The organism is Arthrobacter sp. NicSoilC5, from assembly GCF_019977395.1.
In the GTDB taxonomy this organism is placed as follows: domain Bacteria; phylum Actinomycetota; class Actinomycetes; order Actinomycetales; family Micrococcaceae; genus Arthrobacter.
The window spans coordinates 1,195,216-1,219,952 of the sequence record NZ_AP024660.1 but is presented as its reverse complement, the minus strand read 5'-3'; the positions used below and the strand labels follow the sequence as shown (position 1 = coordinate 1,219,952).

The window sequence follows — 24,737 nt, the reverse complement described above, 5'->3', positions numbered from 1 at the left end:
CGGCCGGGCGGGTAAAGTTGAAGCCACTATGAGTATCGCTTCTTCGTCACCTGCCGCCTCCATTCCCCCCGTTACCGCGGAAACGCCCGTGCGGGTCCGTTTCTGCCCCTCGCCCACGGGCACCCCGCACGTGGGACTGATCCGGACGGCCCTGTTCAACTGGGCCTACGCGCGCCACACCAAGGGCACGCTGGTCTTCCGGATCGAGGACACGGATGCGGCGCGGGACAGCGAGGAAAGCTACCACCAGCTGCTGGATGCGCTGAAGTGGCTGGGCATCGACTGGGACGAGGGCGTGGAGGTGGGCGGCCCGCACCAGCCGTACCGGCAGTCCCAGCGCGGCGACATCTACCAGGACGTCATCAAGCGGCTGCATGAAGGCGGATTCATCTATGAGTCCTTCTCCACCCCTGAAGAGATCGAGGCACGCCACCGCGCCGCCGGCCGCGACCCGAAGCTCGGTTACGACGGCTTTGACCGGCACCTGACCGATGAGCAGCTGGCGCAGTACCGGGCGGAAGGCCGGCAGGCTGTGCTCCGCCTGCGGATGCCGGACGAGGACATCACGTTCACCGACCTGGTCCGGGGCGACATCACCTTCAAGGCCGGGTCGGTCCCCGACTTCGCCGTGGTGCGGGCCAACGGTGCGCCGCTGTACACCCTGGTCAACCCCGTGGATGACGCACTGATGGGCATCACGCACGTGCTGCGCGGGGAGGACCTGCTCAGCTCCACGCCCCGGCAGGTTGCCCTGTACCGGGCCCTCTACGCCATCGGTGTTGCCGAGTACATGCCGGAGTTCGGACACCTGCCCTACGTCATGGGCCAAGGCAACAAGAAGCTGTCCAAGCGGGACCCCGAGTCCAGCCTCTTCCTGCACCGCGAGCGGGGCTTCATTCCGGAAGGGCTGCTCAATTACCTGTCCCTGCTGGGCTGGTCACTCAGCGCGGACGAGGACATCTTCACGGTGGAGCAGCTCGTGGAGCACTTCGACATCCACGACGTCCTGGGCAATCCGGCCCGCTTCGACCTGAAGAAGGCCGAGGCCATCAACGGCACCCACGTCCGGATGCTCGAACCCAGGGTCTTCCGCGACCGGGTGGCGCACTACCTGCGCGAGGCGGGCCTGGTGGGGGAGATCCTGACCGACCGCGAGGAGGAGATCCTCACCGAAGCGGCACCCCTGATCCAGGAGCGCATCACGCTGCTGGGTGAAGCACCCGAGATGCTGGCATTCCTGTTCAAGGCAGACGACGCCGTCGACGTTGCCGATGACGCCCGCAAGGGCCTCCCCGCCAACCTTCCCGAGGTCCTGGACGCTGCCATCGCCGCCCTGGAACCGGTGGACGAGTGGACGGCGGAGAACATCCAGGCTGCCCTCAAGCAGGCCCTGGTGGAGGACATGGGCATCAAGCCGCGGCTCGCCTTCGGTCCGGTCCGCACGGCGGTTTCCGGCCGCCGCGTGTCGCCGCCCCTGTTCGAGTCCATGGTGATCCTGGGTAAAGAGTCGTCCCTGCGCCGGCTCCAAGCCTTCCGCGGCTGATGACCGCCCCCAGCCAGGCACCCGCCGCTGTGCTGCAGACACCATTCGGCGCTGTCCGGGGTGTCCTGTTCGATATCGACGACACCCTGGTGGACCTCGAATATTCGATGACCACCGCCCTGCGCGAGGTCAGTGAACACCTCCTGCCCGGCCTGGACCAGGCAGGGTGGGAGCGGTTCGGCCGCATCTTCACGCACGAAACCACGCATTACTACGACCGCTACCTTGCAGGTGAGCTGACGTTCAACGAACAGCGCCTGCTCCGGGGAAGGGCGGCGCTGGGCCATTTCGGCGTGGAGCTGGCTGACGGCGAGGAATCACACCAGTGGTTGAGCGCCTACATGGAGAAGCAGCCCGCGTATGTGAAGCCGTTTCCCGATGTGCTGCCCCTGCTCGATGCCCTGGACCAGGCGGGCATCCCGTATGGCGCCGTGAGCAACAACGTCCACGACTACCAGCGGGCCAAGCTGGACGGCGCCGGGCTGGAGCGGATCACCCACCTCGTGGGCACCGACACCCTGGGCGTCGCCAAGCCGCATCCGGCGATGTACCTCGAAGGCGTCAGGCTCCTGGGCACTGGCCCTGCCGAAACGCTGTATGTAGGCGACAATCGCCTGCTGGATGCAGAAGGGTCGACGGCGGCGGGCCTGGTGGGTGTGTGGCTCAACCGTGTGGGGGAGGTCGTGGAGGATTTCGAGGGCGGCATGGTCGCCTCCCTGGACCAGCTGCTGGGATAAGCTTCCGGCCACAGCGGCCGCTGCCCCTTCTTGAGGGGCGGCGGCCGCTGTGTCGGCGAAAGTGCTCCAGGTGTCAGGCCGCAGCTTCCGGCCGGAGGGAACGCCTGCGGAGGACCAGGTAGGCCCCGACGGCGGCAGCCACCAGCAGCGCCACCACCCCAAGTGCGACTGCAGGGTTGTCCAGCCACGACGACGGCGAGACAGCGGCCACCTTCGAGTGCAGCTCCTGCGTGCCGGCCGCTATTTTCGCGTTGCCGTCCGCCAGCTTGCCCGCACCGTCGGCGAGTTTGACCGAGCCGTCGTCCAGCTTGCCGTTGCCGTCCGCGAGCTGGCCTGTTCCGTCGGCGAGCTGGGCGGATCCGGCCTGCAGCTGGCCTGTGCCGCGGCTCAGGGCCACTGTTCCGTCCGACAACGCCTCGGTTCCGGCCAGCAGGCCCGGGTTGGCGGGGTCTTCGCCGCCGTTGATTCCGGCGCTGAGTTTGGTGGTGCCGTCCTGGAGGTTGTTCGCCGCGTAAATCAGCCCGGGGCTGTCCGGGTTGCCGGGGACGCCGTCCATTCCCACCCTGATCTTGGCCGTGCCCTCGGCCAGCATGGAGGCGCCCAGTACCACGCCCGGATTTTGCGGGTCCGTCGCATTGAGCTTTCCGGCCAGCGTGGCGAAGCCTGCCTTCAGCCGGCCGGCCCCTTCATCCAGCTGGGCGGCTCCCGTGGTCAAGCTGCCGGTTCCGGCCTTGAGCTGCCCGGCGCCGTCGTTCAGCTTTGCTGCTCCCGCATCGAGCTGCCCCGCTCCCGCGTAGGCGCGCCGTCCGCCGTCCGCCAACTTGGCGATCTGGTCCTTGATGACGGCCAGGGGAACCAGGCCCTGGGGCCCGTTCGCAGCCGCTTCAAGCTGGTCCAGGCCCTGGCTGAGCGCTGCGAGCCCGTCTCCCTTGGCCGGATCGTTCCCCGCGCCCGGGTAGCCCTTCAGCTGCGCCGTTCCGTTCTTCAGCGCCGCTGTCCCTGCGCTCAAGCTGGTGGCGCCGGCGTCGAGCTGACCGGCGCCTGCGGCGAGCCGGCCCGTGCCCGCCGCCAGCTGTCCCGCACCGTCGGCCAGGTTGTTCGGCGCGTTTCCGGCAGCAGTGGGAGTCAGCGCCGCGGACAGGGCGACGGCGCCGGCCTGAAGCTTTCGGGCGCCGTCATCCACCTGATAGACGCCGGGAACGAGTTTGTTCAGGACGTCATTCTGCAGTTTGGTGGTGCCGGCATGCAGCTTGTCTACCCCGGGCGCCAGCTGGTCGCGGACTCCGGAGAAGATCTTCCCGGCACCCGCCTGCAGGGCTGCAGCCCCGGTATTAAGCTCGGCGCTTCCGTCCTTGACCTTGACCGAGCCGTCTTTGACCTGGACTGCGCCCTTGCTCGCTGCGCCCGCCCCGGTGGCCAGCTGCCCGGAGCCGTCCTTGAGTTGCGACGCCCCCGCCGCCGCCTGCCCGGCACCGTCCATGAGCTGGGCGGCACCGTTGGAGATCTGGCCGGTGAGGTAGGTGTAGAACGCAAGGAACAGGGTGAGCAAGAGGGACAAAGCGATGATTGCGATGGATTGTGACCGGGGTCTGGGCCTGGCTGCGGCAATGGTTGCTGTGCGGGTTGTCAACGCTGACACTTCCTAACTTCCGCCGGACGACGCTGCCCGGGGGCGAAAAACCGTGGCTGGTAAGGCGTTCCCGTTTTCCTCGTGGGTCCCCACAAGAAGGGGCAGGGAGGTTGTTACTGATGGGTAACTTACTCGAGGGTAACCATGTGACCGGAAGGTGGGCAAGGGGTTTGGAGCAACCGGTTCACTCCGGGTTCCAGGGCCGGCCGACTCTCGATTTGTGCGAGCCGAAAGTCTCGGGTAAAGTAATTTCTCGTGCTGAGGCGCACGGAGCAGGGAAAACGCCCTGAAATCCGGCCCGAAAGTGCCATTGGGATATGGTGTAATTGGCAACACTACGGTTTCTGGTACCGTCATTCTAGGTTCGAGTCCTGGTATCCCAGCTCTGGTTTGAGTGCTGATTTCAGCCGCAAAACAGTAGGTTTCCACTCGGTTCGCCGATTTGAAACCACGGCAAAGTGTGTGAAATACTCACTGAGCTTGAGCAGCGGAAACGCTGCCGGAAGTACACGGCCCCATCGTATAGCGGCCTAGTACGCCGCCCTCTCACGGCGGTAACGCGGGTTCGAATCCCGCTGGGGTCACCATCGGAAATGGTCCCGGGCAACGGCCCGGGACCATTTTTTCGTTTAACTTGAGCATCCCTAGCGCACACGTTGCGGTTCGCTGCCTACATTGAACACAATGGCGCGGGTTGGGGGAGAGTTTGCTGGGACAACGTTTTGCTGAGGGCAAGAATTCGCTGAACGCGATCCGACTGGTTCTGGCGGCACTTGTGATCGTGTCGCACTCCTGGTGGCTGGGCGCGTACGGACCGGAACCGGCCCCCGGGGGTGTCAAGCTCGGCAGCTGGGCGGTCCTCGGTTTCTTCGGCATCTCCGGTTACCTGATCACCAGGAGCAGGATGCGGCTAGCGGGGGGCGATTACTGGCGTGCCCGCTTTCTGAGGATATTCCCCGGTCTTGTCACCTGCGTGGCGGCAGTAGCCTTTGTTATAGCGCCACTCACGGCGGTGTTGTCGGGGCGGCGCTATTGGTTTCCCGACGCCGTACTCTATTTCGCCAGCAACCTTTCTGCCGGGTTCCCAGGCGTTGCCGTGGGAGGCATTCCGGGATCCCTGGACGGGCTTCCCGATCCCCGTCTCTGGAACGGACCGCTGTGGACGCTGTTTTGGGAAATATTCTGCTACGTCTTGGTCGGTTTGTTGTTTCTTGCCTTTCGGGCGGAACTGGCCCGGATCGCAGTGCTTTGTCTCTCGATTGCAGGAACTGTTGCCGTATTTTTTGTTGATGCTGGCTGGGTCGCCTCCCCTACCCGTTACGACTGGCCGCTTGTTCCGGTCCTCACCTTCCTTGCGGGTTCTTTGGTTTTCCTTTACCAGGATCGAATTCCGGTGGGACGCAGAGCTGTGGTCCTCTATGCGGTTCTCGTCCTGTTGATCGCTTCGGTTGGCTACGCACAGTCGTTGGTTCACTTACCTCTGGCGATCTTCCTTGTAGCCGTCTCATTGCATCTGCCGCTTTCAACTGTGGGTTCACGCTTCGATATCTCTTACGGGGTCTATATCTACGGCTGGCCGGTACAGCAGGTCCTGGCTTCTACTGGGCTTCATACTGCTGTCCCGCCTGAGCTTTTTGCCGCAGCCTCCCTCATGCTGGTTGCTCCCCTGGCCTGGATGTCGTGCCGTTATGTGGAGATCCCGGCACGGGGCTGGTTCCGCCGCTGGAAGGATCCGAGACGAGCTCCTCAACTGGCATGATGTTGCTGTGACCTCCCATGACGAGCACGGCCGCCCAGCCCAGCCGCCACCGCAATCCTTGGCGGCGGTGACGCTGCTGGAGGAAATCCGCAGTGGGCTGGACGATGTCACGCTGCCGCTGGCCCTGCCGGGTGCAGACCAGGCGCGGCGCGGCGCCGCAGCCGCAAGGGCCCAGCTGGACGACTACATCCTTCCCCGCTACCGCAGCCTGGATGCACCCCTGCTTGCCGTCGTCGGCGGTTCCACGGGCGCGGGCAAATCCACCCTCGTGAACGGACTCGCGGGGCACCCGGTAACCCGCGCGGGAGCCATCCGGCCGACCACCCGCCAGCCAATCCTGCTGCACAACCCCGCCGAAGCTGCCTGGTTTGAGGGCCAGCGCGTCCTGCCGGGGCTAAGCCGGATGCGGGGAACCCTGGCTGCCAATCCGGCGCCCACTGGCCACGCAGGGGAGCCGGCCACTGCCACCGATTCCCTGGTCCTGCTGGCTGATGCAGCAGTGCCCGCCGGCATCGCCCTCCTCGACGCTCCCGACGTCGACTCGATCTCGGACCAGAACCGCCTCCTGGCCGGACAGCTGCTGGCCGCCGCCGACCTCTGGGTGTTTGTCACCACCGCAAACCGGTATGCCGACGCCGTCCCCTGGAAGCTCCTCCTCGATGCCGCTTCCCGGGACATCACGGTGGCCGTGGTGCTGGACCGGGTGCCGCAGGGCGCCGAAGCGGAGGTGAGCCAGGACCTCCGTGGCCTGCTGGACCGCGAAGGCCTGGCCGGAAGCCGCCTGTTCATCATCGCCGAAACAATGCTGGATACTCACGGCATGCTGCCGGCCGGGGCCGTGGACGAGTTGCGGGAGTGGCTGGCGTCGCTGGCGTCCGATGCCGCGGGGCGGGCCGACGTGGCACGCCGAACGCTGAACGGGACGGTCCGTGCGTTGGCCCAGCGGATTGCGGACCTCGCCGATTCTGTGCGTGCACAGGAACAGGCCGCTGCCCGGCTCGAATCCGACGCCGTGGCGGCTTATGAAAATGCGGCCACCCGGATCCTGGACGCCACCCGCGACGGAGCCCTGCTGCGGGGCGAGGTTCTGGCCCGCTGGCAGGACTTCGTGGGCACCGGCGAATTCTTCCGCACGCTGGAGCAGAACGTGGGCCGGTTCAGGGACCGGATGGGGGCATTCTTCCGTGGCGAACCCGCGCCGGCCGTGCGGGTGGAAGCGGCCATCGAAACCGGCCTGCAGGCAGTCATTGTCGACGAGGCAGCCAATGCTGCCGAAGACACCGACCAGCGGTGGCGCTCGGACCCGGCCGGCCGGCAACTGCTGGCCGCGGACGACCTGTCAGGGACGGCGCCCGGGTTCGCTCACCGGGCGGCTGCGGAGATCCGGGCCTGGCAGGAAGCATTGATGGAGCTGATCCGCACCGAGGGCCAGGGCAAACGCACCCAGGCGCGCTGGCTGTCGTTCGGCATCAACGGCCTCGGTGCCGCGCTGATGATCGTGGTGTTTTCGATGACGGCGGGGCTTACGGGACTGGAGATCGGCGTGGCCGGAGGAACCGCCGTCGTGGGCCAGCGCCTGCTGGAGGCTGTGTTCGGCGAGGATGCCGTGCGCCGGATGGCGGACAAGGCGCGCGAGGACCTGGCCGTGCGCTGCCGGCAGCTGCTGATGGACGAGCAGCAGAAGTTTCTGCAGCGGCTGCCGGCGGACAACCCGGACCTGGCACAGACACTTGCAGTGCAGGCCGGAAGACTGGCGCGGCTGGCGGAGAGCGCGTGAGCCGGCACAGCGGAGCGCGGGAGTCCTCGCGGCTGGACACCCGGCTCCAGGCACTCCAGGACGCCCGCGAACTGGGGGAGGGGGTCCTGCCGGACCAGGCGCTGCAGGAAGCGTTCGACGTCCTGGAACGCGCAAGTTCCCGCCGTTCGCTGTCCGGTGACCACACAGTGGTCGGCTTCTTTGGGGCAACGGGAAGCGGCAAGTCGTCCCTCTTCAACGCCGTCAGCGGCGCGGAAATCGCGACGGCGGCCGCGCGCCGGCCCACCACATCGGAACCGTTGGCAGGGGTCTGGGGAGCGGCGGGCAGTGAAGCGCTCCTCGACTGGCTGGAGGTGGGGAACCGGCACCACGCCCAGCCCGTGGAGGGCTTCGCGGACGAACGGACCGGGCTGATCCTGCTGGACCTCCCCGACTTCGACTCCACCCACGCCGCTAACCGCGAGATCGTGCAGCGCATGGTGGGCCTGGTGGACGTCCTGGTGTGGGTGCTCGATCCGCAGAAATATGCGGATGCGGCACTCCATAACGGGTTCCTGGCGCCGTTGGCGTCCCACGGGGCCGTCACGCTGGTGGTCCTCAACCAAGTGGACCGGCTTCCCGCGCACGATGTGCAGCCGGTGCTTGACTCGCTGCACGCGATCCTTGCCGGCGAGGGGCTGGGACAGGTGCGCGTACTCGCTTCATCCGCCCTGACGGGTGCAGGAATTGGGGAGGTGCGGGCAGCGATCCGGAAAGTGGCCGTGCAGCGGCAGGCCCAGTCCCGGCGGTTGGAAGCGGACATCAGCAAGGCCGCAGAGGACCTGCGGCTCGCCTCCGGTGACGGCGACGCCGCAGGGATCCGTTCTGCCACCAGGACACAGCTTGCGGACGAACTGGCTGTTGCGGCGAATGTGCCTGCCGTGGTAGGGCTGTGGGACAGTCCTACCGACTCGAGTCCGTGCGCCGCACCGGCTGGCCGGTAACCCGCTGGCTCTCCCGGTTCCGGGTTGACCCGCTGCGCCGGCTCAACCTCCGAAGCAGTTCTCCTGCCAGCCTGAACCGGACATCGCTGCCGCCGGCCGGTGCGCCGGAGCGGGCACGCACCGATGCAGCTGTCAGGGAGTTCGCGGACGCGGCCAGCGCCGGAGCACCCGGCCCATGGCGGGCCGCGATCCGGGGGGCTGCAAGGGCCGGCCGGGAGCGCCTGCCCGATGCGCTGGACCAGGCCATCGCCGGAACCGACCTGGCCGCCAACCGGAAGGCATGGTGGTGGGGTGCCTTCAACGTGGTTCAGTGGCTGGCACTGTTAATCCTGCTGGGCGGTCTGGGCTGGCTGGGCGTCCTGGCCGGGCTCGGCTACCTCCAGCTGCCGGTGCCGGAGGTGCCGCGCGTAGAGGGATGGCCGGTGCCCACCCTGATGATCGCCTTCGGATTGGTTTTGGGGATCTTCCTGGCGATCACCGGACGTTTCATTGCGGCCGCGGCTGCCCGGGCCAGGGCTGCAAGGGCGCGACGACGGCTCAACAGTGCCGTTGCAGCGGCGGCTCAGGAGCTGGTCGTGGAACCAGTGGAAGCGGAAATCGGAAGGCTTGCGGCGTTCAACAAGGCACTGAGGAAGGCCGGGCGGGCCTAGCGCCTGTTCGCTAGCCCGCTGCGACGGCCCGTGCGGCGTCGCGGACCTTGATCATGGTGCGGAGGTTCCGCGTGGTGGTCGCGGCTTTGAACTTCGCCTTCGCGCTGATTTTGCTGAAGGGACTGTCCAGGGTTCCGCCTACGGGGGCCAGCCAGGCAAGCGCCTCCGGCGCCAGCCGCTGCTGGGCGTGGCCTTCCAGGGCTGAGCCGGCTGCTTCCAGTTCGTCCAGGACGGCGGTGTCCGAGGAGATGGTGATGTAGGCGTGGGTGGACTTGTCGTCGTCAGGGTAAGGGCATGCTTCCACCAGGTGGCCCACCCGCCCGGCTTCCAGGACCACCACCCATGCTTCGTAGCCAAAGGCCGCTCGGAGGCACTTTTCGCATTCGCGCTTCACGGCTGCGGCGTCCAGGCTGCTGGACAGCACCACGTTGCCGCTCGCCAGGAGGGTCTTCGCGTCCTCGAAACCACAGGTCTTCAATGCGTCCCTGAGGTCCGCCATTTTGATATTGATTCCGCCCACGTTGATGCCGCGGAGGAACACTGCATAGCTGCCCATGGCCACAGCCTAGCCGCGCGGGCTGCCGGGAGAGGGGAAGGTCCTAGTCGTTGTTCTTCCGCAGGGCCTCGGTCAGGATCCGTCCTGCATTGCAGACCACTTCAGCGTGGAGGCGTCCCGGCTGGCGGGTCAGGCGTTCGATGGGGCCCGAAATGGAGACGGCGGCGATCACCCTGCCGGACGGACCCCGCACCGGTGCCGAGACGGACGCGACCCCCGGCTCGCGTTCGCCCAGGCTCTGCCCCCAGCCCCGTCGTCGTACTCCTGCCAGGACGGTGGGCGTAAAGCGGGCCGACTGCAGGCCCTCCAGGAGCCGGTCGTGGTCTTCCCACGCCAGCAGGACCTGGGCCGCGGAACCTGCCTTCATGGACAACTGGGTGCCGACGGGGATGGTGTCGCGCAGGCCGATGGGCCGCTCGGCGGAGGCGACGCAGACGCGCCAGTCGCCCTGGCGGCGGAAGATCTGGGCGCTCTCGCCCGTGGCGTCGCGCAGTTGCATCAGGACCGGGCCGGCGGAGGCGATCAGGCGGTCCTCGCCGGCTGCCGAGGCGAGCTCAACAAGCCTGCTGCCGAGCACGAAGCGGCCCTGGATGTCGCGGCTGACGAGCCGGTGGTGCACCAGCGCCAAAGCGAGGCGGTGGACAGTGGGGCGGGCCAGGCCCGTGGCGGCTACAAGCTGCGCCAGGGTGGTGGGTCCTGCCTCGAGGGCATCGAGCACCTGGGCCGCTTTATCAATGACACCGACTCCACTAGAATTGTCCATGTAATGATATTGCCGTCTCATTATCTGAGATGCAAATCTTTCGGGTGGCGCGGCGTGGAGCCCTCCTGATTCAGTTGGACCATTCAGCCAAACAGCAGTGAAGGGAGAGGGCCATGGGAAAGACATTGGCCGAGAAAGTCTGGGACGCACACGTGGTGCGCAAAGGTGACGGCGATGGTGCCAACGCCCAGCCTGACCTTCTCTTCATCGACCTTCACCTGGTCCACGAAGTCACGTCCCCGCAGGCCTTTGAAGGCCTGCGCCTGGCCGGGCGCAAGCTGCGCCGGCCGGACCTGACCATCGCCACCGAAGACCACAACACCCCCACCCTGGACATCGACAAGCCCATTGCAGACCTCACCAGCCGCACCCAGATCCAGACCCTGCGCAACAACTGCGCGGAGTTCGGGGTCCGGCTGCACAGCCTGGGCGACGCCGAACAGGGCATCGTCCACGTCGTAGGTCCCCAGCTGGGCCTCACGCAGCCCGGCATGACGGTGGTCTGCGGCGACTCGCACACCTCCACGCACGGTGCGTTCGGCGCGCTGGCCATGGGCATCGGCACGTCCGAGGTGGAGCACGTCATGGCCACCCAGACCCTGTCCCTGAAGCCGTTCAAGACCATGGCCATCAACGTGGAGGGCACCCTGCGCCCGGGCGTTACCGCCAAGGACATTATCCTCGCCGTGATCGCAAAGATCGGCACCGGCGGCGGCCAGGGCTATGTGTTGGAATACCGCGGCTCGGCCATCCGGGCGTTGTCCATGGAAGCGCGGATGACCATCTGCAACATGTCCATCGAGGCAGGCGCCAGGGCCGGCATGGTGGCACCCGACCAGACCACCTACGAGTACATGCTGGGCCGTCCGCACGCGCCGGAGGGCGCTGACTGGGACGCCGCCGTCGAGTACTGGACCACGCTGCGGACCGACGACGACGCCACCTTCGACGTCGAGGTGGACCTGGACGCCGACACGCTGGAGCCCTTCGTCACTTGGGGCACCAACCCCGGCCAGGGCGTGTCCCTGTCCCAGGCCGTTCCGTCCCCCGAGGACTTCGGCGACGAGAACGCCAAGGCTGCCGCCGAGCGCGCCCTGCAGTACATGGGACTCGAGGCCGGCACACAGATGAAGGACATCAGGGTAGACACCGTCTTCCTCGGTTCCTGCACCAACTCCCGGATCGAGGACCTGCGCGCTGCCGCGGACATCATCCGCGGCCGCGAAAAGGACCCGCAGGTCCGCATGCTGGTGGTGCCCGGCTCGGCCCGCGTCCGGCTCGAAGCCGAGGCGGAGGGACTGGACAAGGTCTTCAAGGACTTCGGTGCCGAATGGCGCTTCGCCGGCTGCTCCATGTGCCTGGGCATGAACCCGGACCAGCTGGAGCCGGGGGAGCGGTGCGCCTCCACCTCCAACCGCAACTTCGAAGGACGCCAGGGCAAGGGCGGACGCACGCACCTGGTCTCGCCGGTGGTGGCCGCAGCCACGGCCGTGCGCGGCACGCTCAGCTCGCCGTCGGACCTTGAACCGGCTCCCGAACCCGCAGCCATCCGCATCGACGCAGCCTAGGACAACACCATGGAAAAGTTCACCAAGCACACCGGCATTGGCGTCCCGCTGCGCCAGAGCAACGTCGACACCGACCAGATCATCCCCGCGGTGTACCTCAAGCGCATCACCCGGACCGGCTTCGAGGACGCCCTGTTCTCGGCGTGGCGGAAGGACTCCTCCTTCATCCTGAACCAGGAGCCGTACAACGCCGGTTCGGTCCTGGTGGCCGGCCCGGACTTCGGTACCGGTTCCTCCCGCGAGCACGCCGTCTGGGCGTTGAAGGACTACGGCTTCAAGGCCGTGCTGTCGTCCCGCTTCGCGGATATTTTCCGCGGCAACTCGGGCAAGCAGGGGCTGCTGGCTGCGCAGGTGGCCCAGGACGACATCGAGCTCATCTGGAAGGAACTCGAGAACGCCCCGGGCACCCAGGTCACGGTGGACCTCGAGTCCAAGACCGTGGTGTGCGGCAACATCGTGGCGCCCTTTGAGATCGATGACTACACCCGCTGGCGGCTCCTGGAAGGCCTGGATGACATCGGGCTGACCCTGCAGCACGAAGCCGACATCACGGCCTATGAGGCCACCCGCCCGGCTTTCAAGCCCAAGACCCTGCCGGCGAAGCTTTCCTAGCCTGGGGTGCGCCATCCGGCGGCGGGTGCCCGTTCCGCCACGCCCCGCCGCCGGTGCCCCCTTATTTCGGTTCGGTAACGCGACCTTTTATGCTTGGTTGGAGCCTTTGCAAGGTTTTGGGGGCTAGTGATCGTGAGGAAACCGGTATATGAGTAGTGTTCTGACAATCCGCGGCGGTGTCCCGCTTACAGGCCGCGTCAGCGTCCGTGGGGCAAAGAACCTTGTCCCCAAGGCAATGGTGGCGGCGCTGCTGGGCAACGAACCCTCGGTGTTGCGGAACGTGCCGGAAATCAAGGACGTCGAGGTAGTCACCTCCCTGCTGCAGCTGCATGGCGTGACGGTGGAGAAAGACCCCGTCAACGGCGACCTGACCCTTGACCCCAAGGCTGCCAAGACGGCGCCGAGCACCGCGATCGACGCCCACGCCGGCGACTCCCGCATTCCCATCCTGCTGTGCGGGCCGCTGATCCACGCGATCGGCGAAGCCTTCATCCCTGACCTGGGCGGCTGCAAGATCGGCGACCGGCCCATCGACTACCACCTGGACGTCCTGCGCCAGTTCGGTGCCGTGGTGGAGAAACGCCCCGGCGGCATCCACATCTCGGCGCCCAAAGGCCTTCATGGCGCCAAAATCTCCCTCCCCTACCCTTCTGTGGGGGCCACGGAGCAGGTCCTGCTGAGCGCCACCCGCGCGGAAGGCATCACGGAACTTTCCGGCGCCGCCACCGAACCGGAAATCATCGACCTCATCGCCGTGCTGCAGAAGATGGGCGCCATTATCAGCGTCCAGACTGACCGCACCATCCGCATCGAGGGCGTCCGCGACCTGGGCGGCTACAACCACCGCGCCCTTTCGGACCGCAATGAGTCGGCGTCCTGGGCGTCGGCGGCGCTGGTGACCCGCGGCGACATCTTCGTCGAGGGTGCCTCCCAGCGCGACATGATGACTTTCCTGAACACCTACCGCAAAGTGGGCGGCGGAATGGACATCGGAGAGGACGGCATCCGGTTCTACCACAAGGGCGGCAAGCTGAACCCGCTGGTCCTCGAAACGGACGTCCACCCCGGCTTCATGACCGACTGGCAGCAGCCGCTGGTGGTGGCACTCACCCAGGCCGAGGGCGTCTCGATTGTCCACGAAACGGTGTACGAGAACCGCTTCGGCTTCACGGACGCGCTCATCCGCATGGGTGCCAGCATCCAGGTGCACCGGGAGTGCCTGGGCAGCGTCCCGTGCCGCTTCGGCCAACGGAACTTCCTGCACTCCGCGGTCATTTCCGGCCCCACCCAGCTCAAGGGAACCGACATCGATGTTCCGGACCTCCGCGGCGGCTTCAGCCACCTGATCGCCGCCCTGGCCGCCACGGGAACTTCGCGGGTCACCGGCATCGACATCATCAACCGCGGCTACGAGCGCTTCACCGAGAAGCTTGCTGGCCTCGGTGCCGATTTCGACATCACAACCACGAAGTAGAGCGGGACTGTGAAGGAATCTGCCAAGAGCAGGGCCACATTTGTGTTCATCGCCGGCGTCGTCCGGCCCCTGATGAACCTCATGATGTCCAAAACATGGGAAGGCACGGAGAAGCTTCCCGCAGGCGGCTTCATCGCCGCGCCCAACCACTGCACCGAAATCGACCCCCTGGTGGTGGGGCACATGCTCTACAACCAGAAGCGGGCCCCGCACTTCCTGGCCAAGGCCGGGCTCTTCAAGGTGCCCGGCCTGGGCCCGCTCCTGCGCGCCACCAAGCAGGTGCCGGTGGAGCGTTCGACGGCGGGAGCGAACCGGTCGCTGCAGGTGGCCCAGGAGATTGTGGCTGAGGGCGGCGCAATCATCATCTACCCGGAGGGCACTCTGACCCGCGACCCCGGGCTTTGGCCGATGAAGGGACACACTGGCGCGGCACGGCTTGCCCTCGAAGGGGGTATCCCGGTGGTGCCCATCGCCCACTGGGGTGCGCACGAGGTCTTCCCCAGGTACGGCAAGCGGTTCCACCTGTTCCCGCGGAAGCGTTCCCGCGTGGTGGTGGGCAATCCCGTGGACCTGAGCGCCTTCAAGGGCCGTCCCCTGGATAAGGCCACACTGAGCGAGGCCACGGAACTGATCATGGACGCCATCACGGAGCTCCTGGCGGGCCTGCGCGGTGAGCAGCCTCCCGCGGAACGCTGGGATCCGGCCAAGCAGCAGCAGGCCAAGCACGGGCGGTTCGTGGAACGCGGGCAGCAGCCGGGCACAGGAACGGAAGCGCAGTGACCGCTGACGCAAAGCCGGGAGCGGCCCGCACAGTGGCCGTCCTCGGTGCAGGATCGTGGGGAACAACGTTCGCGAAGATCCTGGCCGACGCCGCCACCGCCACCGGTACGCCGCGCGCCATCAAGCTGTGGGGCAGGCGCGCCGAAGTGGTGGAAGAGATCAACACCAGCCACCGCAACAGCGACTACCTCAAGGACATCGTCCTGCCGGAAAGCATCACGGCGTCGACCGACATCCGCGAGGTCCTGGCAGGGGCAGAGCTGGTGGTGGTGGCCGTTCCGGCCCAGTCGCTGCGTCCCCAGCTGCGGGAGTGGAAGGACATGATCGCCCCCGGGGCCGTCGTCGTCTCCCTCATGAAAGGCCTGGAGCTGGGAACCGACGCCCGGATGAGTGAGGTCATCAGCCAGGAACTGGGCCTGCCGCAGGAACGCATCGCGGTCGTCTCAGGCCCCAATCTCGCCATGGAAATTGCCCGTGAGGAACCCACCGCGTCCGTTGTGGCGTGCACGGATTCCGCGACGGCGGGCTGGCTTGCCAGGAGCTGCACCGCCCCCTACTTCCGCCCGTACACCACGGCGGACGTCGTCGGCGTCGAAATTGGCGGCATCGTCAAGAACGTCATCGCGCTGGCCGTGGGCATCTGCGAGGGCAGGCAGATGGGGGACAACACCAAAGCCTCGGTGATTACCCGGGGACTTGCGGAAACATCCCGCCTTGCGCTGGCACTGGGCGGCGAAGCGAAAACCATGGCCGGGCTCGCGGGGCTTGGCGACCTCGTGGCAACGTGTTCCTCCGCGCTCTCCAGGAACCACACGGCCGGCCGGCTGCTGGGACAGGGCCTGACGCTGGAAGAGGTGGGCCGGAAGATGACCCAGACCGCCGAAGGCATCAAGTCCGGCCAGGCCGTCCATGAACTTGCCGGCAAACTCGGCGTCGAAATGCCCATTACTGCCGCCGTCGTGGCGGTGCTGGCAGGCAAGCTGTCCGTTGACCAACTGGGGCCGGTTCTGCTGTCCCGGGAATTGAAACCTGAAGGCGATTACTGACCATGTCCCAAGACAAACCCACCACAGGCCAAACGGCCCCCACCAAGAAGCCGCGCGTTGCCGTGCTTTTTGGCGGCCGTTCCAGCGAGCACGCCGTGAGCTGCGTCACGGCGGCAGGTGTGCTGGGTGCCATCAATAAGGACAAGTACGAGGTCATCCCCATCGGGATCGCCAAGACCGGGCAGTGGGTTCTCGCCCCCGCCGAGACGGCCCAATGGTCCCTGGCGGCATCATCGCTCCCGGAAGTTGTGCCGTCGTCGGAAACCGTCACCCTGGCCGAGATCGGCGGGGAACACCAGCTGATCGTGGCCGCGCCCAACCAGGTTCCGCAGGAACTGGGCGCCGTCGACGTGGTCTTCCCGCTGCTGCACGGCCCGTTCGGCGAGGACGGCACCATCCAGGGTCTCCTCGAGCTCTCGGATACGCGCTACGTCGGCGCCGGGGTCCTGGCATCGGCCGTCGGCATGGACAAGCACTACATGAAGGTGGTCTTCGAAGCTGCCGGGCTGCACGTGGGCCCGTATGTGGTGGTGACCGACCGGCAGTGGCGCAAGGACCCCGAAGCCGTGCGTAAGCAGGTGGACCGCCTCGGGTTCCCCGTCTTCGTCAAGCCGGCCCGTGCGGGGTCCTCGATGGGCATTTCGAAAGTCGACTCCCTCGAGGGGCTGGACGCCGCCATCGAGGAAGCCCGCCGCCACGACCTCAAGCTTGTGATCGAAGCCGGCATTGTTGGACGCGAAATCGAATGCGCGGTCCTGGAGGGCCGGGGCACGGACGCGCCTCGGACGTCGATGCCCGGCGAAATCTCCGTCGCCGGGGGCACCCACGAGTTCTACGACTTCAACGCCAAGTACGTCGAGGATGACGCCGCAGCCCTCAGCTGCCCGGCCGACATGCCTGCGGACGCTATTTCCCGGGTCCGTGAGCTGGCTGCCGCCGCCTTTGACGCAGTTGGGGCCGAGGGGCTCAGCAGGGTGGACTTCTTCTACACTCCCGAGGGCGAATTGATCATCAATGAGATCAACACCATGCCCGGCTTCACGCCCAAGAGCATGTACCCCCAGATGTGGGCGGCAACAGGATTGGGCTACGCCGACCTCATCGACGAACTGATCTACCTGGCACTGAACCGCAACACCGGACTCCGCTGATCCCCACCGGCACCCTAACCTCGCTCCGCTTCGGCCAGGGAACCCTGCCGGCGTGGGCCCACACACCGGCACCCTAACCTCGCTCCGCTTCGGCCAGGGAACTCTGCCGGCGTGGGCCCACCGGCAGGTTACTGGCTCTTGGGCAGGTTCTGCAGATCCTCCTGGCCTACGCAGTTCCGGGACGACGGAACCTTGCCGGCCGCTGCTGCCAAGTCCGCCAGCACTGTCGCGGAGCTGATCTTGTCAGGGTCCATCAGGACCTCCGTGGCGGGTTCCCTGCCGTAGGTGGTCAGCGTCCACACCGGGTCGCCTTCCTTGATCACCCAGTCAATGCCGTTGACGGTGACGCAGCGGTCGGTCGTCGGCCCCGGAACGTTCACGCCGCAACGGAGAATGACAAGGGACGGATCGCCCCAGGCCGCGGTGGCCTGGCTGTTGGTCTTCCGCAGTTTGGAATCGCCGATGGCATCCGGCAGGGCCACCATCATGGGCGCACACGCCGGGTTGGCGGCGTCCTTGGCGGCGGTGACATCAACGGTGGGGGAGCAGGCAGTCAGTGAAAGGGCGGCAATGGCCCCAACCGCCGCGGTCCTGGCGGCGCGGGCGGACAGGGGCAGCTGGGGATGGTGCATGCTTCCAGCCTATCGCCGCCGCAGTCCCCGTCCGGACACAATGTCGGCCCGGCGCGGTAGCGTAGTGGCGTGCCTGAAGACCTCCGTAACCGCGTTGACCGCCAGCCCACCGTGGCAGGCCTTTCCGAAGCCGACCTGCTGGCCCGGATCTTTCCGCGCCTGCGCATGGAGGGCGGCCACAACTCCAACTTGCTCCTCGGCCCGGGGGATGATGCCGCCATCGTCGCGGCTCCGGACGGGAAGACCGTCATCAGCATCGACACCCAGGTCCAGGACCAGGATTTCCGGCTCCTGTGGCCCAACGGCTACCGCACCACCGGTTTCGACGTCGGCTGGAAGGCCGCGGCGCAGAACCTTAGCGACATCAACGCCATGGGCGCGCATGCCACGTCCATCGTGGTCAGCCTCACGCTTCCCGTTGACACGCCGGTCCGCTGGGTGGAGGACCTGGCGGACGGGCTGAGGGCCGGAATCCGGGAACTCGGGGCAGTCCACTGTTCCGTGGCGGGTGGCGACCTTGGCCGGGGCCGGGAAATTTCGGTGACCGCCGCGGTCCTGGGAAACCTTGACGGCGGGCGGCCCGTCCTCAGGTCCGGCGCACGGCCCGGGGACATCCTCGCACTGGCCGGAACCGTCGGCCACGCGGCGGCGGGCCTGGCCCTGCTCGAATCGGGCGTGCCGCTGGACTCCCTTACACCCGCAGAGCAGGCCTTTGTCGACCTGCAGTGCCGTCCGCGGCCGCCGTTGGAAGCCGGCCCGGCAGCCCGCGCTGCAGGTGCAACGGCGATGCTGGACATCTCGGACGGACTCCTGCGCGACGGGAAGCGGCTGGCCACGGCCAGCCATGTCGCGGTGGCCCTCGATCCAGCGCGTCTTACCCAGTTGGCGGACCTGTTGGGCCCCGCCGCGGCGCGGCTGGGAGCAGATGCCGCACCGTGGGTCCTGGGCGGCGGGGAGGACCACGGGCTGCTGGCCACATTCCCGGCCGGCGTTCAGCTGCCACCCGGATTCACTGCGATAGGCTCGGTACATGCACTCGGCACCGACGAAGGCCCGGGTGTCCTGATAGCTGGCCGGGCCGCGGACACCGGGGGATGGGATCACTTTGCACACTAAGGTTGCCGCCAACGCGCTGGCGATGAAGAGGTGGCTGGGCAAGGCTGAAACTGCCCTGGGAAACCACAGCGACCGGCTCAACGCCATCAACATCTTCCCGGTCGCTGACGGCGATACCGGCACCAACCTCTACCTCACGGTCCGCGCTGCCGCCCGGTCGCTGGTGCTGGACGCGGACCAGCCGGCCCCTGTGGACGTCGGGGAAGTTCTTTCCAAGGCCGGGCAGGCAGCCATGGAGGAGGCCAGGGGAAATTCCGGAACCCTCTTTTCCGTCTTCCTGTGCGCAGCCGCCGAGCCACTGGCCGGGCACACCCGGCTGACGTCCACCCTCCTGTCGGCAGCCCTGAACCGTGCCCAGATCCGCGCCTGGTCTGCGCTGAGTGATCCCGTTCCGGGAACCATGCTTTCGGTGATGGAGGCGGCAGCCCGTGCGGCTGGGGCCGTCGACGCCGGCCAGGACGGCGATGACAGCAACCACGCCCTGGGCCTGGCGCTGGACGCAGCCGTGGAGGGAGCCCTGGCTGCCGTGATCCACACCGAGGAGCAGCTTGATGCACTCCAGTCTGCCCGGGTGGTGGATGCCGGTGGCGTGGGGATGCTGTTGATCCTCGACTGCCTCCGCTCAGCCGTCATGGGGCAGGAACTGCAGGGCGAGCTCCTGGACGGCCTGCACGGCTACGATGTCTCCGATCCTCACATCCACACCTCCATGCCGGACGACGACGGCGTGGAAGTCATGTGCACCATCAGCCTTTCGCCCTTGAACGCCGCAACCCTCCGGCAGCGGCTGGACGAGATTGGCGAGTCCGTGATCATGAGCCAGGTTGGCAACGGGCCGGACGCCGAAGGGAACTACAGGTGGCGGGTCCACGTGCACGTGCCGGACGCTGCTCCGGCTGCAGCAATCATCCGGTCCCTGGGCGAGCCCTCCCAGATCACCATCAGCGAACTGGCGCTGCCCAGGGATCCTGATGCCGATGCGGTGAACACCGGCGGGCATGAACGCTGAGCTGGAACTGGCCCTGGAGCGGCGGATCGGGAAGCGTTCGGCGGCAGTCATTGAGAAACATCTCGGCATAACCACCGTGCAGGGCCTCCTCAACTACTTCCCGCGCCGCTACATGAGCCGCGGTGAGCTGACCCCCATCACGGAGCTGCCGCTGGATGAGGACGTCACCCTTATTGCCAGGGTTCTGTCCAGCAGCACCCGGCATATGCAGGCACGGCGCGGGACCATCACCGACGTCATCGTTTCCGATGACGACGGGCAGCAGGGGCTTCGTCTGGTGGGTGGCCGCGATTACACCGGAAAAGTTCCGGGGACCCTCAAAATCAGCTTCTTCAACGGGTTCAAGGCGAAAAACGAACTCCTGCAGGGACGCCGCGCCCTGTTTTCGGGCAGGGTCACCAGCTTCAAAGGGAAGCTTGGGCTCACCAACCCGGACTTCCAGCTCCTGGACGAGGATCCCTTCAGCGATGGGGGCCAGGACCCCGAGAAACTTGCGGCCATGCCCATCCCGGTCTATCCGGCCACGGCCAAGCTGCCCAGCTGGAAGATCCAGAAGGTGATCGCCACGCTGCTTGAGACCTCGGACCTGGGCGGGGTGCCGGACCCGGTGCCCCCGCTGGTCGCGGCCAGGGAAAACTTCCTGCCCGTGGCCGACGCCTACCGACTCATCCACGTGCCTGAAACCGCCGCCGACTGGAAGCGTGCCCGCGACCGGTTCCGTTACCAGGAAGCCCTGGTGCTGCAGTCAGCGCTTGCCCGGCGCCGGGCCCAGCTCGCCGCGGAGGAAGCCACCGCCCGGCGCCCTGTCGGCGAAGGCATCCTGGCTGCCTTCGACCAGGCGCTGCCCTTTACCCTCACGGCCGGCCAGGCCGCCGTCGGCAGGACCCTCGCCGGGGAGCTGGCGCAGGACACGCCGATGAACCGGCTGCTCCAGGGCGAAGTGGGCTCCGGAAAGACCGTCGTGGCGTTGCGGGCCATGCTCCAGGTGGTGGACGCCGGCGGCCAGGCCGCGCTCCTGGCCCCCACCGAAGTGCTCGCAGCCCAGCATTACGACTCCATCCGCCGCACGCTGGGTCCGCTGTCCAGCGACGGACTCCTGGGCGGCCTGGCCGGAGGCAACGGGCCGTCCGTCCAGGTCACCCTGTTGACCGGGTCCATGCCCACGGCGGCACGGAAGCAAGCCATGCTGGATGCGGCCTCAGGGACGGCCGGGATCATCATCGGCACCCACGCGCTCCTCAGCGACAACGTCTCGTTCTACGACCTGGGCCTGATCGTGGTGGACGAGCAGCACCGCTTCGGAGTGGAACAGCGCGATGCACTGCGGGCCAAGGCCCGGAAGCCGCCGCATCTGCTGGTCATGACCGCCACCCCTATTCCGCGCACCGTGGCAATGACCGTGTTCGGTGACCTCGAAACCTCCACCCTCGATGAACTGCCCAAGGGCAGGGCCCCCATCACCACCCATCTCGTGGGCCTCGCCGAGAACCCCGCCTGGGCGGGACGGATCTGGGCGCGCGCCCGGGAGGAGATCGACGCCGGCCACCAGGTGTACGTGGTCTGTCCCAAGATCGGAACGGACGACGACGGCGACTTCAGCCCCGGGGAGGCCGCACCACCGGGGGTGGAGGCGGAGGAGGCCAGGGAACTGGCGTCCGTCACCGCCGTCGTGGACCACCTGCTGGCTGAGCCCTCACTGGCGGGGGTTCCGCTGGCGCCCCTTCACGGGCGCCAGGACCCCGAGGTGAAAACGGACACCATGGCCGGGTTCACCGCCAACCGCATCAAACTGCTCGTCTCCACCACCGTGATCGAGGTGGGGGTGGATGTGCACAACGCCACCCTGATGGTGATCCTGGACGCCGACAGGTTCGGGATCTCCCAGCTGCACCAGCTTCGCGGGCGGGTGGGCCGCGGCGGGCTGCCCGGAACCTGCCTGTTGGTCACCGCCCTTGAACCCGGCCACCCCAGTCGGAGGCGGCTGGAGGCCGTGGCTGCAACCACTGACGGTTTCGTCCTGTCGCAGGAAGACCTCAAGCTGCGGCGCGAGGGCGATATCCTTGGTGCTTCCCAGTCCGGCGGCCGGTCCACCCTGAAGCTGCTGCGGGTCCTCGAACACGAAGACGTAATAGCCCGGGCCAGGGACGACGCCCAGGCAATCGTCGGCGGTGACCCGCTGCTGGCCGGCCACCCCGGCCTCGCCGATGCCATTGAGCAGTACCTCAACCCCGAGAAGGAGGCGTTCCTTGAACGCGGTTAGCAACGAGGGCGCACCGGGCGCCGCCGGATCGCGGTGGGCGCCGTGACGCGGATCATCTCCGGGTCCGCCGGCGGCACACCGCTGGCAGCTGTTCCAGGATCGTTGACCCGGCCTACGACGGACCGGGTCAAGGAAGCGCTCTTTTCCCGCCTCGATGCCTTCGACGTGATCGCCGGCGCCCGGGTGCTGGATCTTTATGCCGGTTCCGGTGCCCTGGGCGTGGAAAGCGGCAGCAGGGGAGCGCGGGCGGTGGACCTGGTCGAGTCGGACGCCAAGGCCAGCGCCGTGTGCCAGCGCAACGCTGACCTCATCAATGGAGTGCTGGGCCAGAAAACCGTAACCGTCCACCGCTCCAAGGTGGAGCCGTTCCTTGACCGCGCGGCGGCAACGGCTGCCTGGGACCTGGTGTTCCTGGACCCGCCGTATCCGCTGGAGGACGGCACGCTGTCGGCGGTGCTGCAGAAGCTCGCGGTCCACCTGGGCCCCGGAGCCGTGGTGGTGGTGGAACGCTCCTCGCGGTCACCGGAACCGGGCTGGCCCGAGGGGATGACCAGGTTCGCCGAAAAGAAATACGGGGAGACCAGGCTGTGGTTCGCGGAGCCGTTTGTTCCCGACGCCATCGCCCCCGGTGACTTGGCTGACGGTGACCTGGCTGACGCTGACGGGGCTGAGTCCCCGGGCGCCTAGGCCGAGAAAGGGTCCAGGTCCACTCCGGCCAGGACCCTTGCGGGGTGGGGGCCCCGCGATGTCAGCTCAGCTGTCCACGATTCCGGCCAAGGGCCCTGGGTCCCCGCAAGGATGATGTTTCCCGGATACCTGCCCTGGAACATGCCGGCCTCGGCAACGGCGCCCACATCGGCCATGGCCCCGCGCATCGCCGCCACCTGGCTCCTGACGAGCGTGAGCGCCGGCTCGTCACCCACATTCACGATCAGGAGCCCTTCCGGGCCCAGGCGCTCCCCGGCCTCGCGGTAAAAACCGCTGTTGGCGATGTGCGCCGGTGCCTCCGGGCCGGAGAAGATGTCGAGGATCACGACGTCGAACGTGAGGCGCGGGTCAAGCGCACCGAGTGCTTCGCGGGCATCGCCGATGACGGTGGTCAGGTTTGTCCCCTCGGGCATCGGAAGGTGCCGCAGGACAAAGTCCAGCAGTTCACGTTCCAGCTCCACCGCGTACTGGGTCGAGCCCGGACGGGTCGCCTGGATGTACCGCGCCAGCGTCAGAGCCCCTGCCCCCAGGTGGAGCGCCCTGATCGGTTCCCCGGCCGGTGCCGCCAGATCCACCAGGTGCCCGATCCGGCGCAGGTACTCGTAGAAGATGTCTTCCGGCCGGTCAAGGTTGACGTGTGACTGTTCGGCGCCGCCGATGCGCAGGACGTAACCGCCATCGGTAAAGGCGTCGGGTTCGATCGTGGCGTGCTGGCCGGTGGTCCGCAGGAAGCGGCTGGCGCCACTGCCGCCGCGGCCGGACATCAGAGCCTGCCGCGCAGGGTTGCCAGCCGCTCGGCGGCCTCCTCCAGGACTTCGGTCCTCTTGCAGAAGGCAAAGCGGAGCAGGCTTCGTGTCCGTTCCGCGCCTTCCGGGTGGCAGAAGACCGGAACAGGGATGGCGGCGACCCCCACCAGTGCCGGCAGGCGCCGGGCCAGGTCCAGCGCGTCCGTGATGCCCAGCGGGGCTGTATCCACATTGACGAAGTAGGTTCCCTGCGGAGAAAAGACGTCAAAGCCGGCAGCCCGGAGCCCCGCGCTGAGAATGTCCCGCTTCTGCTCCAAAGCAGAGGCGATGCCGGTGTAGAAGCCATCCGGCAGGGCCAGTCCCCGGGCGATCGCTGCCTGGAAGGGGGTGCCGGAACTGTAGGTGAGGAACTGCTTTACCGTCCGGACCGCCGCGACCAGTTCCCCGGGGCCGCTCAGCCAGCCGATCTTCCAGCCGGTGAGGGAAAACGTCTTGCCGGCGGAGGAAATGGTGATGGTCCGGTCAGCGGCGCCCGGAAGAGTGGCCACGGGGGTATGGCTCACGCCGAAGGTGAGGTGCTCGTACACCTCGTCGGTGATGATCATGCTGCCGTGCCTGGCCGCAAGATCCACCACCCGCTGCAGGATTGCCGGCGGAAAAACGGCTCCCGTGGGATTGTGCGGGTTGTTCAGCAGCACCACCCGCGTCCGTTCGTTGAAGGCTGCCTCCAGCGCCGCCAGGTCCGGCATGAAGTCCGGGGCCGCCAGGGGGACAGTGGTGTGGGTGGCTCCGGAGAGTCCAATCACCGCGCCGTAGGAGTCGTAGAACGGTTCAAACGTGAGGACTTCATCGCCCGGCCCGGCGAACGCCAGCAAGGAGGCGGCGATGCCCTCGGTAGCCCCGGTAGTGATGATGACTTCCGTTGCCGGGTCCGGCGCCAGCCCGTAAAAGCGCTCCTGGTGCGCGGCCACCGCCTCCCGGAGTTCCGGAAGGCCCTTGCCCGGTGCGTACTGGTTGGCACCGGCCGCAATGGCGGCCCGCGCCGCCTCCCTGATTTCCGCCGGCCCGTCCTCATCGGGGAAGCCCTGTCCCAGGTTGATGGCCCCCGTCTGGACGGCCAGGGTGGTCATCTCTTCGAAGATGGTGACTCCGAGTCCGCCGTCCGGGGCCAGGAGGTTTGCTCCGAGCGCGGTGCGCTGCCACGGAGCAGGTGCCAGGGGTGTGGAAAGTTCCCGTGCTCGATGCATCCAGTCATGGT

At 67.2% G+C, this 24,737-nt stretch carries 20 protein-coding genes, 2 tRNA genes and 1 pseudogene; 17 read left to right on the top strand and 6 right to left on the bottom strand.

Going from position 1 to position 24,737, the window contains the following annotated elements; all coding sequences use genetic code 11:
- Positions 1-28: 28 nt before the first annotated feature.
- Positions 29-1,543, top strand: coding sequence for a glutamate--tRNA ligase (gltX, locus tag LDO22_RS05730; protein WP_224026425.1), 1,515 nt, complete (start codon positions 29-31; stop codon positions 1,541-1,543).
- Positions 1,543-2,280, top strand: a complete 738-nt coding sequence (locus tag LDO22_RS05725; RefSeq protein WP_224026424.1) for an HAD family hydrolase — start codon at positions 1,543-1,545, stop codon at positions 2,278-2,280. The genes gltX and LDO22_RS05725 overlap by 1 nt, the downstream gene beginning before the upstream one ends.
- A gap of 73 nt (positions 2,281-2,353) precedes the next feature.
- Here LDO22_RS05725 and LDO22_RS05720 read toward each other — a convergent pair whose 3' ends face one another.
- The gene (locus tag LDO22_RS05720; RefSeq protein WP_224026423.1) at positions 2,354-3,838 is read right to left on the bottom strand and encodes a hypothetical protein; all 1,485 of its coding nucleotides are present in this window, start codon (positions 3,836-3,838) and stop codon (positions 2,354-2,356) included.
- 383 nt (positions 3,839-4,221) lie between these two features.
- Between LDO22_RS05720 and LDO22_RS05715 the strand changes: the two genes are divergently transcribed.
- The 5 genes and pseudogenes from LDO22_RS05715 (at position 4,222) to LDO22_RS05695 (ending at position 9,058) form a co-directional block, all read left to right on the top strand.
- A tRNA-Gln gene (locus tag LDO22_RS05715) sits at positions 4,222-4,293 on the top strand.
- A gap of 128 nt (positions 4,294-4,421) precedes the next feature.
- Positions 4,422-4,497, top strand: a tRNA-Glu gene (locus LDO22_RS05710).
- Positions 4,498-4,604: 107 nt separating this feature from the next.
- Positions 4,605-5,669 (top strand): acyltransferase, encoded by a 1,065-nt coding sequence (locus LDO22_RS05705; RefSeq protein ID WP_224026422.1) that lies wholly within the window; start codon positions 4,605-4,607, stop codon positions 5,667-5,669.
- A 7-nt stretch (positions 5,670-5,676) separates the two neighbouring features.
- Complete coding sequence (locus tag LDO22_RS05700; protein WP_224026421.1) at positions 5,677-7,446, top strand: dynamin family protein; 1,770 nt, start codon at positions 5,677-5,679, stop codon at positions 7,444-7,446.
- Positions 7,443-9,058 (top strand): annotated as a pseudogene (locus LDO22_RS05695) (GTPase). Before LDO22_RS05700 ends, LDO22_RS05695 begins: the two are co-directional and overlap by 4 nt.
- Positions 9,059-9,068: 10 nt before the next feature.
- Here LDO22_RS05695 and LDO22_RS05690 read toward each other — a convergent pair.
- Together LDO22_RS05690 and LDO22_RS05685 are read right to left on the bottom strand one after the other, a co-directional pair.
- Positions 9,069-9,614, bottom strand: a complete 546-nt coding sequence (locus tag LDO22_RS05690; RefSeq protein WP_224026420.1) for a DUF1697 domain-containing protein — start codon at positions 9,612-9,614, stop codon at positions 9,069-9,071.
- Between the two features lie 43 nt (positions 9,615-9,657).
- Positions 9,658-10,377: an IclR family transcriptional regulator gene (locus LDO22_RS05685; RefSeq protein ID WP_009356552.1), complete on the bottom strand. Its 720-nt coding sequence runs from the start codon at positions 10,375-10,377 to the stop codon at positions 9,658-9,660.
- Between the two features lie 113 nt (positions 10,378-10,490).
- Between LDO22_RS05685 and leuC the strand changes: the two genes are divergently transcribed.
- The 6 genes from leuC to LDO22_RS05655 all read left to right on the top strand — a co-directional run bounded on the left by leuC (position 10,491) and on the right by LDO22_RS05655 (position 17,008).
- Positions 10,491-11,945 (top strand): 3-isopropylmalate dehydratase large subunit, encoded by a 1,455-nt coding sequence (gene leuC / locus LDO22_RS05680; RefSeq protein ID WP_224026419.1) that lies wholly within the window; start codon positions 10,491-10,493, stop codon positions 11,943-11,945.
- Positions 11,946-11,954: 9 nt separating this feature from the next.
- Complete coding sequence (gene leuD, locus LDO22_RS05675) at positions 11,955-12,557, top strand: 3-isopropylmalate dehydratase small subunit (RefSeq protein WP_159631713.1); 603 nt, start codon at positions 11,955-11,957, stop codon at positions 12,555-12,557.
- Between the two features lie 148 nt (positions 12,558-12,705).
- Positions 12,706-14,031 carry a UDP-N-acetylglucosamine 1-carboxyvinyltransferase gene (murA, locus tag LDO22_RS05670; protein WP_026265620.1) on the top strand — a complete coding sequence of 442 codons (1,326 nt, stop codon included), beginning with the start codon at positions 12,706-12,708 and terminating at the stop codon, positions 14,029-14,031.
- A 9-nt stretch (positions 14,032-14,040) separates the two neighbouring features.
- Complete coding sequence (locus tag LDO22_RS05665) at positions 14,041-14,811, top strand: lysophospholipid acyltransferase family protein (RefSeq protein WP_224026418.1); 771 nt, start codon at positions 14,041-14,043, stop codon at positions 14,809-14,811.
- Complete coding sequence (locus tag LDO22_RS05660; RefSeq protein WP_224026417.1) at positions 14,808-15,857, top strand: NAD(P)H-dependent glycerol-3-phosphate dehydrogenase; 1,050 nt, start codon at positions 14,808-14,810, stop codon at positions 15,855-15,857. The genes LDO22_RS05665 and LDO22_RS05660 overlap by 4 nt, the downstream gene beginning before the upstream one ends.
- A 2-nt stretch (positions 15,858-15,859) precedes the next feature.
- Complete coding sequence (locus tag LDO22_RS05655; RefSeq protein WP_224026416.1) at positions 15,860-17,008, top strand: D-alanine--D-alanine ligase family protein; 1,149 nt, start codon at positions 15,860-15,862, stop codon at positions 17,006-17,008.
- A 128-nt stretch (positions 17,009-17,136) separates the two neighbouring features.
- On the opposite strand, the gene LDO22_RS05650 is transcribed toward LDO22_RS05655, so the two are convergent.
- Entirely contained in the window at positions 17,137-17,640 is a 504-nt protein-coding gene (locus tag LDO22_RS05650; protein ID WP_224026415.1) for a DUF3515 domain-containing protein, read from the bottom strand.
- A gap of 69 nt (positions 17,641-17,709) precedes the next feature.
- Here LDO22_RS05650 and thiL point away from each other — a divergent pair, with 69 nt between their 5' ends.
- Genes thiL through rsmD form a run of 4 tightly spaced genes read left to right on the top strand, consistent with a single transcriptional unit; the run spans position 17,710 to position 22,712 of the window.
- Positions 17,710-18,756 carry a thiamine-phosphate kinase gene (thiL, locus tag LDO22_RS05645; protein WP_224026414.1) on the top strand — a complete coding sequence of 349 codons (1,047 nt, stop codon included), beginning with the start codon at positions 17,710-17,712 and terminating at the stop codon, positions 18,754-18,756.
- 22 nt (positions 18,757-18,778) lie between these two features.
- Complete coding sequence (locus LDO22_RS05640; protein WP_159635397.1) at positions 18,779-19,765, top strand: DAK2 domain-containing protein; 987 nt, start codon at positions 18,779-18,781, stop codon at positions 19,763-19,765.
- The gene (locus tag LDO22_RS05635) at positions 19,755-22,025 is read left to right on the top strand and encodes an ATP-dependent DNA helicase RecG (protein ID WP_224026413.1); all 2,271 of its coding nucleotides are present in this window, start codon (positions 19,755-19,757) and stop codon (positions 22,023-22,025) included. The genes LDO22_RS05640 and LDO22_RS05635 overlap by 11 nt, the downstream gene beginning before the upstream one ends.
- A gap of 42 nt (positions 22,026-22,067) precedes the next feature.
- Positions 22,068-22,712, top strand: a complete 645-nt coding sequence (gene rsmD, locus LDO22_RS05630) for a 16S rRNA (guanine(966)-N(2))-methyltransferase RsmD (RefSeq protein WP_224026412.1) — start codon at positions 22,068-22,070, stop codon at positions 22,710-22,712.
- Here the strand turns inward: rsmD and LDO22_RS05625 are convergent.
- Positions 22,709-23,497, bottom strand: coding sequence for a fused MFS/spermidine synthase (locus LDO22_RS05625; protein WP_201302409.1), 789 nt, complete (start codon positions 23,495-23,497; stop codon positions 22,709-22,711). The two genes, rsmD and LDO22_RS05625, sit on opposite strands and share 4 nt — an antisense overlap.
- Complete coding sequence (locus tag LDO22_RS05620) at positions 23,497-24,726, bottom strand: aminotransferase class I/II-fold pyridoxal phosphate-dependent enzyme (protein WP_224026411.1); 1,230 nt, start codon at positions 24,724-24,726, stop codon at positions 23,497-23,499. The genes LDO22_RS05625 and LDO22_RS05620 overlap by 1 nt, the downstream gene beginning before the upstream one ends.
- Between the last annotated feature and the right edge of the window lie 11 nt (positions 24,727-24,737).

Excerpts from the sequence above, each read along its gene's own strand:
- gltX (WP_224026425.1), top strand. The coding sequence starts at position 29 with ATGAGTATCGCTTCTTCGTCACCTGCCGCCTCCATTCCCCCCGTTACC.
- LDO22_RS05725 (WP_224026424.1), top strand. The coding sequence starts at position 1,543 with ATGACCGCCCCCAGCCAGGCACCCGCCGCTGTGCTGCAGACACCATTC.
- LDO22_RS05690 (WP_224026420.1), bottom strand. The coding sequence starts at position 9,614 with ATGGGCAGCTATGCAGTGTTCCTCCGCGGCATCAACGTGGGCGGAATC.
- LDO22_RS05685 (WP_009356552.1), bottom strand. The coding sequence starts at position 10,377 with ATGGACAATTCTAGTGGAGTCGGTGTCATTGATAAAGCGGCCCAGGTG.
- leuC (WP_224026419.1), top strand. The coding sequence starts at position 10,491 with ATGGGAAAGACATTGGCCGAGAAAGTCTGGGACGCACACGTGGTGCGC.
- leuD (WP_159631713.1), top strand. The coding sequence starts at position 11,955 with ATGGAAAAGTTCACCAAGCACACCGGCATTGGCGTCCCGCTGCGCCAG.
- murA (WP_026265620.1), top strand. The coding sequence starts at position 12,706 with ATGAGTAGTGTTCTGACAATCCGCGGCGGTGTCCCGCTTACAGGCCGC.
- LDO22_RS05655 (WP_224026416.1), top strand. The coding sequence starts at position 15,860 with ATGTCCCAAGACAAACCCACCACAGGCCAAACGGCCCCCACCAAGAAG.
- LDO22_RS05650 (WP_224026415.1), bottom strand. The coding sequence starts at position 17,640 with ATGCACCATCCCCAGCTGCCCCTGTCCGCCCGCGCCGCCAGGACCGCG.
- LDO22_RS05640 (WP_159635397.1), top strand. The coding sequence starts at position 18,779 with ATGAAGAGGTGGCTGGGCAAGGCTGAAACTGCCCTGGGAAACCACAGC.
- LDO22_RS05635 (WP_224026413.1), top strand. The coding sequence starts at position 19,755 with ATGAACGCTGAGCTGGAACTGGCCCTGGAGCGGCGGATCGGGAAGCGT.
- LDO22_RS05625 (WP_201302409.1), bottom strand. The coding sequence starts at position 23,497 with ATGTCCGGCCGCGGCGGCAGTGGCGCCAGCCGCTTCCTGCGGACCACC.
- LDO22_RS05620 (WP_224026411.1), bottom strand. The coding sequence starts at position 24,726 with ATGCATCGAGCACGGGAACTTTCCACACCCCTGGCACCTGCTCCGTGG.